Raw genomic sequence first — 9,511 nt, forward strand, 5'->3', positions numbered from 1 at the left:
TGCGGAAAATAGAAACTAAAAAGCGAGAGCCATGGCTCTCGCTTTTTTTATGGCTCGACAACACGAGTCTTAATTGATCTCGACGTCTGCTGGCTTAATATTCTCGCTAGGATAGCAACCTAAGACTTTGATAAAGCGTGTTAAGCGTGTCAGTTCTTCCAGAGCTTCCTGCATCACTTCAGATTTGAGGTTAACCTCAACATCAACATAGAACATTTCTTCCCAAGGGTTACCAATAACAGGGCGGGATTCAAGCTTAGACATATTTATATTAAGGTTACGCAGCACTAACAAGCACTCAACTAATGAACCTGCTTTTTGTGCTGTTGACATAATTAATGTCGTTTTAGCAGGGATCAGTGACGTCACTTCCACAGGTTTACGTGCAACAACAATGAAGCGGGTGAAGTTCTCTTGTTGGTTGGCGATATCACTTTTTAGCGGGGTTAAGCCGTAGAGCTCACCGCTAGATGCATTACCTATTGCAGCAACATTTGGTTGTTTCAACTCAGCGACGAGTTTCATCGCTTCTGCAGTGCTTGAGCAGTACTCTTGAGTGATATCACCCATAGAGTGTAAATACTCACTGCATTGCTGATGAGGCTGAGGATGAGAATACAGAGTATCGATGTTCTCAATATTGGTTTCAACGGCAGTCAGTAAGCAGTGCTCAATAGGTTGGGTAATTTCACCAACGATTGATAAGCTTGTGTGCTGCAATAAGTCATAGACTTCATTGATTGAGCCTGAGCTGGTGTTCTCGATAGGCAACACACCATAATCGGCATTTCCTGTTTCAACCACCTGAAGTACGTCACGGAAGGTTGAGCAGCTAATTTCAACCAATTTAGTCTGCTTCTTACTAAAGTAATTACGGCTGGCTAAATTAGAGTATGAGCCCTTGGCACCAAGAAAAGAGACTCTTGCGACAGGTTGAAGGCTATCAGGATTGATAAGCTTTTGCAGATAGGCTTGTTGAAACAGAACAGAATCTTCAATAATGGTGTGGAAGATTTGAGTGACATACTGCGCATCAAGTTGCTGGTTTTTCCCTGTATCAATCAGGCGGAGTAACAATTCTTGCTCTCGCTGAAGATCACGAACGGGCTTCGCTGTTTGTATTTTACTTTTAGCGACTTCTAAGCTGACCTGACGTCGTTCAGCAAGTAGCTTAATAATTTCATTGTCGATACGGCTGACATTCTTTCTTATATCGTCAAGTGAATACTTAGGTTCTGTCATTTTGATTCCCTGTCTGTCTGCAACTTAGCTGATACAAAAAAGCCCCCTTGTAAAAGGAGGCTCTCTGTTCGTCTTTAGCTTATTTCTTGCGTAACGAAGAGCCCCCATTAAGGTGACATAAAAAAGAAGCTAAAGAAAAACAGTCGAATAAATTGCATGAATTATTTTGTGGTCATTTTTGTGTTAAGTCTGCCCCAACATTATTCAGCCAGAGAAGGCTTGTCAAGCAGAAACTAATCAGCCCTGCAAGGGCAGGGCTGATTATAGAATTCCTCTGAAAGATTATGCTTCTGTTTCTTCTTCTGTTTCTGTTTCAACTTCAATCCCTGGTTTATTACTGTGGCTGGCACGACGAGCCGTTGGTTTGTGTGTTTGCTTGTTAAGCTGGCGTTCGAGTTTTTGATATACCTCAGTAATTGCACCGTACATATCATTTTGTTCTGCTGAGGCGACTAATTGACCTCCTGGAATAGCAGCAGAAATTTCCACTTTGAATTGGCGATTTGGCTCTGTACTAATAACCGCATTTTTGCCAATGAATGGTACTTGATATTTTTCTAACTTTTTGAATTTAAACTCAATTCTCTCACGGATAGCAGGGGTGATATCTAGGTTTTTACCGGTAATGTTTACTGTCATAATTATCTTTCCTCGTTTGCTACCCTTCGTTGGGTTAACTTCAGATTACTAAAAACAGGATTGAATAATGTGATCTAGGTCACATTTATGGTTATGAGATAATATCCAGAAAATTTCTGTGATCCGGCTTGGTTTGTTGCAAAAAAACTTGAAGAAAACGCTTGTGGTCGATCAGAAAATTACGGCAGTATGAAGGAATAAAGAACGCTGATGGCTGGTGCTATTCAGGGGGTTAATACGGTTTATGGCAACGAGTTGAGTGAAAATCAATCATTGTTAAATTGATGCCTTCTTTATCGTGTGATTCAGTTATTGACGTTTAAAAACGCATTTATAACAAACATAAAAAAACAGCAGCCAATCGGCTGCTGTTTTTGTTTGTGTTGATGTGCTGCTTACTACAATGGGTTTAGTGCAATCAACTTGCGAGTATTCTCAAGAGGGACATCTAAGCTCAATTTTTCATAGCCGATTTCCATATACTCTAGTGATTTACGAGCCGCATTTGTGTTTGGGTATTCACGCTGGATCAGCTGTGCACGGTTAACGGCTGCAACCCATGCTTCGCGACGAATATAAAAGTCGACAGCAGCTAGCTCATAGTCAGCAAGGCGATTCTTCAAAAAGACCAGACGTGCTTGAGCATCAGCGGTGTATCGGCTATTAGGGTAGCGCTCTAGTAGCCGTTTAAAGTCACGGAAGGCTTTACGTGCAGGCTCAGGATCGCGGTCATGGCGATCTATGTTAAAGAGATCATGCATGAAGCTACGGTCTTGTGCCATGCTGGTAAGGCCACGCATATATAGCACCCAGTCCGCTTTTTCATGAGCAGGGTTTAATCGGTTGAACCGATCAATGGTGGCTTCACCAAGGGCTAGATCATCATTTTTGTAGTAAGCATAAATGAGATCAAGCTGAACTTGTTCGGAGTAAGCACCGAATGGATAACGAGAATCTAATGTTTCTAGGCGCTCAATAGCCGTAGTCCAACTGCCGCTTTGTAAAGCTTGCTGGGCTGTTGCATATAGTTCTGATGGCGGTACATCAGGCACGATTTCTTCAGTGCTTGAACAGCCTGAAAGAATGGCAACGGCAAGAAAAGTCGTGATTGTCAGGCGTTTCATTGTGGTGTCTGTTTCCTTGATAAAAATTTTATTTCTGTTGATCCATTACGGTTAAGACCGTTAACAGATACAATGACACTATTATGTTATTTTACGCAGCGTTTGACGTTTAGTCCCACGCTTTTTGAAAAAGTTCGCTATGGCACAGCAAATAGAGTTAACAAATACAGTAAAAGATAGCCAATTAGGCCTACGTCTTGATCAGGTTATCGCGGAATTATTTCCAGATTACTCCCGCTCTCGGATAAAAGAGTGGATCCTTAATGGCATGGTATCGGTGAACGGGAACGTCACAACTAAGCCTCGAAGTAAAATGATGGGTGGTGAAGAACTGCTGATTAACGCTGAAATTGAAGATGAACAGCGTTGGGAAGCTCAAGATATTCCACTTGATATTGTTTATGAAGATGAGGATATCCTTGTCATCAATAAACCGCGAGATTTTGTTGTTCACCCAGGCGCCGGTACACCAGATGGCACTGTGTTGAATGCTTTGCTTCATCATTGCCCTGAATTGGCTGAAGTGCCACGTGCAGGTATTGTGCACCGCCTAGATAAAGACACAACAGGTCTGATGGTGGTGGCGAAGACGATTCAATCGCAAACTCGTTTAGTACGTGCATTGCAAAAGCGTAAGATCACGCGTGAGTATGAAGCCATTGCCATGGGTAAAATGACTGGCGGAGGCACCGTTGAAAAAGCAATTGGCCGCCACTCGACCAAGCGCATCTGCATGGCTGTCAGCGAAATGGGTAAGCCAGCAATTACGCATTACCGTGTTGCTGAGCGTTTCCGTGAACATACGCGTCTTGTATTGCGCTTGGAAACGGGTCGAACTCACCAGATCCGTGTTCATATGTCATACCTAAGCCATCCATTAATTGGGGATGTGATATACGGAGGTCGTCCGCGTCCACCACGCCATGCATCTGATGAATTAATTCAGGCACTACGAGCATTTGATCGCCAAGCCCTTCATGCGCGTATGTTACGCCTTCAGCACCCGATTACGGGTGAGTTAATGGAATGGCGTGCGCCGTTACCTGTTGATATGGTCGCGATGATCAATATTCTACGTAACGATAAAGAAGCACACGAAGACGACGAGTACTAAGATGTTGATTTTCCCTGACTGGCCAGCGCCAGCGAATGTTAAAGCTGTCACGACGACTCGTTTGGGCGGGGTTAGTGTTGCGCCCTATCAAGGTTTTAACCTTGGGGCGCATGTTGGGGATGATTCTACTGCGGTACAAGCAAATCGAGATAGCCTACAAAGCCAGCTAGGTTTACAGCATCCCCCTGCTTGGCTTAACCAAACCCACAGTACAGAGGTGATTGAACTTGTTCACCCTTTGAACTGTGTGCCAGATGCTGACGGTAGTTATACTCAGCAGTCGAGTTTAGCTTGTACTGTCATGACAGCAGATTGCTTGCCTGTGATTTTATGCGATAAAGCAGGAACGCAGATAGCGGCGGTACATGCTGGATGGCGAGGCTTAGCAGATGGCATACTTGAAGCAACCGTAGCACGCTTTTCTTGTGATAAAAGTGACATTCTTGCATGGATGGGACCAGCCATTGGTGCAGATGCTTTTGAAGTTGGGGGAGAAGTACGAAAGCAATTCATGGCTTTTGATGCCTCTGCGCAACACGCTTTCACTGCTTCAACGAAGGATACTGACGACAAATGGTTCGCGAGCCTTTATTTGCTTGCAACTCAACGCCTGAATAAAATGGGTGTTACTGCAGTATATGGTGGCGATTATTGTACTTACCGCGATGCGAAGCAGTTTTATTCCTATCGTCGTGATGGTGTAACGGGACGTCAGGCTACGCTTGTTTGGCTCGACTAGTCGAATCGATATAAAAAAGCCCTCGTGACGAATTTCGCTCGAGGGCTTTTTTATATCTAGTGTGATCGAGAAAGGTCAGTTCATGATTGAAATGTTAGTTGATGTCGGTGCCGATAACTCGATGACTTTTGCACCATATGGCACAGTGTATACTTGGTAGCCGTTATCAACAGCGCGATAGAAACGTTGATTTACGGTATCGTGCAATAAGATGATGCCGTTATAGCTGACAGTCCGTAACATGGCATTTTGAACAATAATGACACTTGGAGATTTCACTGTCGCATTTCGGCGGTTATCGATACGAGCTTCGGTACGGTGCTCAATCCTCGCTTCTTGACGACTTTCCTGTCGTGTCTCTTGAATATCACGTTGAGCCAATACTGTAGACGATGAAACCAGTGCGGTAGCAATAACTGCTAGCGTTGTTAGAGAGAGCTTAATCATAAACGAGTTCCTTTTATATCGTATGCTATACCATTAAATAGTACGCTGTACGATAAAAGATTGTCAATAACAAGCGTAATAGACTGTCTAAAACAGGTAGAAAATCTGACTGAGGGGTGTTTGCTAATGTTTTATTTGTTAACGGTGAGGCATAACCATTAAGCAATATTTGTTTGCTTGAAAACAGGTAGGGAAGCCACCATATATATTGTAAGAATATAAAGGAGGACTTATGCGTCTTGACCGTTTTACTAGCAAATTCCAGATGGCGATCTCAGATGCTCAATCGCTAGCATTAGGGCGAGACCATCAGTATATCGAGCCGGCACATTTAATGGTTGCACTGCTCAATCAAGATGGCAGTACCATTCGTCCATTACTGACCTTATTGAATGTTGATGTATCGCAATTACGATCGGGTTTATCCGAGCTGCTCGATCGACTGCCTAAAGTGAGTGGCATTGGCGGTGATGTCCAGCTTTCTCATGGCATGGGCATGTTATTTAACATGTGCGATAAACTGGCGCAAAAGCGAAAAGATAAATACATCTCTTCTGAGTTGTTTATCTTAGCGGCGGTTGATGACAAAGGCCCTCTTGGACAGTTGCTAAAAGAAAAAGGGCTGACAGCCGATAGCATTGAGAAGGCGATTGAAAAAGTACGGGGTGGCCAAAATGTCGATGATCAAAATGCAGAAGAAAATCGTCAGGCACTAGAAAAATTCACCATTGATCTTACTGAACGAGCAGAGCAGGGCAAGCTTGACCCTGTGATTGGCCGTGATGATGAAATCCGCCGTACTATTCAAGTATTACAGCGCCGTACTAAAAATAACCCTGTGATCATTGGCGAGCCCGGCGTGGGGAAAACAGCCATTGTTGAGGGGCTTGCTCAGCGTATTGTGAACGGTGAAGTACCAGAAGGCCTTCGTCATAAGCGAGTGCTTTCTCTTGATATGGGATCCTTGATCGCCGGCGCTAAATACCGAGGTGAGTTTGAAGAGCGCCTAAAGTCGGTATTGAATGAGTTGTCGCAAGAAGAAGGCAGCATCATCCTTTTCATTGATGAACTGCACACTATGGTCGGGGCTGGCAAAGGTGAAGGTTCAATGGATGCCGGTAACATGCTCAAACCAGCACTTGCTCGTGGTGAGCTTCATTGTGTCGGTGCCACAACACTTGATGAGTATCGCCAATATATCGAAAAAGATGCGGCTCTAGAGCGTCGTTTCCAGAAAGTGCTGGTGGATGAGCCGACAGTAGAAGATACCGTCGCTATTTTACGAGGCCTTAAAGAGCGGTATGAACTACATCACCATGTAGAAATTACCGATCCAGCTATTGTTGCCGCTGCGAGCTTATCGCACCGTTATGTATCTGATCGCCAGTTGCCTGATAAAGCCATTGATTTAATTGATGAGGCAGCCTCAAGCATACGAATGCAGATCGATTCTAAGCCGGAGTCGTTAGATCGCCTTGAGCGCCGCATAATTCAGTTGAAAATTGAAGAGCAGGCATTGGTAAAAGAGAATGATCTAGCCAGCCAGAAACGTTTAAGTGACTTGCATGAAGAGCTCGACACGAAAGAGCGCGAGTATGCAGAGCTTGACGAAGTTTGGAATGCAGAGAAAGCGGCACTGTCAGGTACTCAGCATATAAAAACCGAACTCGAGCAAGCTCGAACTGACATGGAAATTGCCCGACGAGCTGGCGATTTAAATCGCATGTCAGAACTGCAATATGGAAGAATTCCTGAACTGGAAAAGCAACTCGATTTGGCTGCACAAGCAGAAATGCAGGAAATGAGCTTGCTCAAAAACAAAGTGACGGATGCTGAAATAGCAGAAGTACTATCGCGTCAAACGGGTATTCCAATTGCGAAAATGCTTGAAGGCGAACGTGATAAGTTATTACGAATGGAAGACGAGCTTCATAAGCGTGTGATTGGCCAAGACGAAGCCGTTGATGCTGTCGCAAATGCTATTCGTCGCAGTCGTGCGGGTCTATCTGATCCAAATCGTCCTATCGGTTCGTTTTTATTTTTAGGGCCGACAGGGGTGGGTAAAACTGAGTTATGTAAGTCACTCGCTCATTTTATGTTCGACAGTGAAGATGCCATGGTGCGGATTGATATGTCTGAATTTATGGAGAAGCACTCAGTCGCACGTTTAGTGGGCGCACCTCCAGGTTATGTCGGTTACGAAGAAGGTGGCTACTTAACTGAAGCCGTTCGTCGTCGTCCATATTCAGTGATTTTGCTTGATGAAGTTGAGAAGGCACACCCTGATGTCTTTAATATATTGTTGCAAGTACTGGATGATGGTCGATTAACCGATGGACAAGGTAGAACAGTCGATTTCCGTAACTGTGTCGTGATCATGACGTCGAATTTAGGTTCCGATCGTATTCAAGAGCACTTTGGTGAGCTGGATTATGAAGGGATCAAGAAGACCGTAATGGAAGTGGTTAGCCATCATTTCCGACCAGAGTTCATTAACCGTGTTGATGAAACAGTTGTCTTCCACCCATTGGGAGAGGCGCATATTAAGAATATCGCCACTATTCAAATCTCACGCTTGGTTAAGCGATTGCAAGAGCGTGATTATCAACTTGAGTTAGATGATAATTCGCTGGATTTAATCGCTGAAGCCGGTTTTGACCCAGTATTTGGAGCAAGGCCACTGAAGCGAGCTATTCAGCAATATATTGAAAACCCGCTGGCACAAGATATCTTGTCGGGTAAATTTGTTGCTGGCAAGGTGATTAAATTAACCGTTAATGACGGCCACATTATTGCTAAGCAAGCATAAAAATCACCTTTCATGAGAGCCTCTCCTACTTGAGAGGCTTTTTTTGCTACCTCTATACCATATTCATCCTAGATTCATTTCTTACTCCCTATTCTGGGCTCTGTACTTCTCTTCACTCTTTGGACCTATTGCGATGCGTGTACTGCAAGCATCTTTTTGACCAACTTATATGGCAAGTGCACCATGATTAAGGGGAATGTATGAGTAACATAATGAATCAACTGCTAAACCAAGCCGGGAAATATTTCGACGGAGCGACCAAAAGCAAACCTTCATCGAGTAGCAACTTGCTGAAAGGTGCGATTGGTGGTGGATTAGTCGGTACGTTAGTCGGCAGTAAAAAGAGCCGTAAGCTGGCAAAGAAATATGGGACGAAAGCCGCAGTCGTTGGCGGGACGGCTTTAATTGGGACATTAGGCTATCAAGCGTATAAGAAGTGGCAGCAAGGTGAGACCACAGAAGATGTGCCAGCCCTCGAGAAAAATGACACAGAGCAAGATGGGAACAGTGTTGCTCCTGCACTGTTAATTCAGGCAATGGTATATGCCGCAAAATCAGATGGGCATATTGACGATGCGGAGCGTGAAGCAATTCGCCAATGGATGAATGAGCAAAACGTAAATAGTGATGCTGAAACGCAAATAGAGAAATGGATTGATGCCCCACTAGATCCAAGTGTGATTAGCGCACAAGTGCATAATTTGGCGCAAGCCTCAGAAGTGTATTTGGCGTCATTATTGGTTATCGATGTCGATCACTTTCTTGAGCGAGCTTATTTAGACCAACTTGCTGAATCATTGTCGCTACCGGAAGCGCTTATTGCACGTATAGAAGATCAGGCAAACTTAGATTAGTAATTGGAGTGGTGCTTAATTAACTGCTTTTGTGGATATCGGTTGTTAATTGTTCGGTTGGTTTGTTTTTGCTAATAATTTTAATATTAGCTCTTGCCAAGTAAAATGAACTCTCTATAATCCGCTTCCGTTGTCACGATGAACGATTCGAAAGAAGAGTTCGACAGCAAAGCTCTTTAACAATTTGACCATGCAATCTGTGTGGGCACTCGTGAAAAAGTTAAGTCAAAAGATTTATCAATGAACTGAGTGACCAATACAAGGTAACGCTATCTCTTGTAGATAACGAAACTTTGGCACAGTCAATTCGAATATCATGACTAGCTTCTAGTTATTGATGTTCAATCAGTATTCGTTGAGCCGGTCGAGAGACCACAAAAATTCTAATTGAAGAGTTTGATCATGGCTCAGATTGAACGCTGGCGGCAGGCCTAACACATGCAAGTCGAGCGGCAGCGACAACATTGAGTCTTCGGATGATTTGTTGGGCGGCGAGCGGCGGACGGGTGAGTAATGCCTGGGAATATGCCTTAGTGTGGGGGA

At 44.0% G+C, this 9,511-nt stretch carries 8 protein-coding genes, 1 rRNA gene and 1 other annotated feature; of the genes, 5 read left to right on the forward strand and 4 right to left on the reverse strand.

Annotated features, from left to right (window positions below; all coding sequences use genetic code 11):
• Nucleotides 1–69 precede the first annotated feature (69 nt).
• The 3 genes from pheA to bamD all read right to left on the reverse strand — a co-directional run bounded on the left by pheA (nt 70) and on the right by bamD (nt 3,005).
• On the reverse strand, nt 70–1,242 hold the full coding sequence (pheA, locus tag L4D09_RS24050; protein ID WP_428460076.1) for a prephenate dehydratase: 1,173 nt from the start codon (nt 1,240–1,242) through the stop codon (nt 70–72).
• 32 nt (nt 1,243–1,274) lie between these two features.
• Nucleotides 1,275–1,398: a sequence feature (Phe leader region), on the reverse strand.
• A gap of 126 nt (nt 1,399–1,524) precedes the next feature.
• Entirely contained in the window at nt 1,525–1,881 is a 357-nt protein-coding gene (hpf, locus tag L4D09_RS24055) for a ribosome hibernation-promoting factor, HPF/YfiA family (protein ID WP_428460077.1), read from the reverse strand.
• 398 nt (nt 1,882–2,279) lie between these two features.
• Nucleotides 2,280–3,005 (reverse strand): outer membrane protein assembly factor BamD, encoded by a 726-nt coding sequence (gene bamD / locus L4D09_RS24060; protein ID WP_428460078.1) that lies wholly within the window; start codon nt 3,003–3,005, stop codon nt 2,280–2,282.
• 139 nt (nt 3,006–3,144) lie between these two features.
• Between bamD and rluD the strand changes: the two genes are divergently transcribed.
• Entirely contained in the window at nt 3,145–4,119 is a 975-nt protein-coding gene (gene rluD / locus L4D09_RS24065; RefSeq protein WP_428460079.1) for a 23S rRNA pseudouridine(1911/1915/1917) synthase RluD, read from the forward strand.
• 4 nt (nt 4,120–4,123) lie between these two features.
• Entirely contained in the window at nt 4,124–4,858 is a 735-nt protein-coding gene (gene pgeF / locus L4D09_RS24070; RefSeq protein WP_428460084.1) for a peptidoglycan editing factor PgeF, read from the forward strand.
• Between the two features lie 75 nt (nt 4,859–4,933).
• On the opposite strand, the gene L4D09_RS24075 is transcribed toward pgeF, so the two are convergent.
• A complete protein-coding gene (locus L4D09_RS24075) occupies nt 4,934–5,305 on the reverse strand; it encodes a hypothetical protein (protein ID WP_428460080.1) in 372 nt (123 codons plus the stop codon).
• 232 nt (nt 5,306–5,537) lie between these two features.
• Between L4D09_RS24075 and clpB the strand changes: the two genes are divergently transcribed.
• The 3 genes from clpB to L4D09_RS24090 all read left to right on the forward strand — a co-directional run.
• A complete protein-coding gene (gene clpB / locus L4D09_RS24080) occupies nt 5,538–8,114 on the forward strand; it encodes an ATP-dependent chaperone ClpB (RefSeq protein ID WP_428460081.1) in 2,577 nt (858 codons plus the stop codon).
• Nucleotides 8,115–8,314: 200 nt separating this feature from the next.
• Nucleotides 8,315–8,968 (forward strand): tellurite resistance TerB family protein, encoded by a 654-nt coding sequence (locus tag L4D09_RS24085; RefSeq protein WP_428460082.1) that lies wholly within the window; start codon nt 8,315–8,317, stop codon nt 8,966–8,968.
• A gap of 384 nt (nt 8,969–9,352) precedes the next feature.
• Nucleotides 9,353–9,511, forward strand: a 16S ribosomal RNA gene (locus tag L4D09_RS24090); the annotation flags it as partial.

Source organism: Photobacterium makurazakiensis, assembly GCF_050336715.1.
GTDB classification, from domain to species: Bacteria; Pseudomonadota; Gammaproteobacteria; order Enterobacterales; family Vibrionaceae; genus Photobacterium; species Photobacterium makurazakiensis.

Coding starts and splice junctions, on each gene's coding strand:
- pheA (WP_428460076.1), bottom strand. CDS start 1,242: ATGACAGAACCTAAGTATTCACTTGACGATATAAGAAAGAATGTCAGC.
- hpf (WP_428460077.1), bottom strand. CDS start 1,881: ATGACAGTAAACATTACCGGTAAAAACCTAGATATCACCCCTGCTATC.
- bamD (WP_428460078.1), bottom strand. CDS start 3,005: ATGAAACGCCTGACAATCACGACTTTTCTTGCCGTTGCCATTCTTTCA.
- rluD (WP_428460079.1), top strand. CDS start 3,145: ATGGCACAGCAAATAGAGTTAACAAATACAGTAAAAGATAGCCAATTA.
- L4D09_RS24075 (WP_428460080.1), bottom strand. CDS start 5,305: ATGATTAAGCTCTCTCTAACAACGCTAGCAGTTATTGCTACCGCACTG.
- clpB (WP_428460081.1), top strand. CDS start 5,538: ATGCGTCTTGACCGTTTTACTAGCAAATTCCAGATGGCGATCTCAGAT.
- L4D09_RS24085 (WP_428460082.1), top strand. CDS start 8,315: ATGAGTAACATAATGAATCAACTGCTAAACCAAGCCGGGAAATATTTC.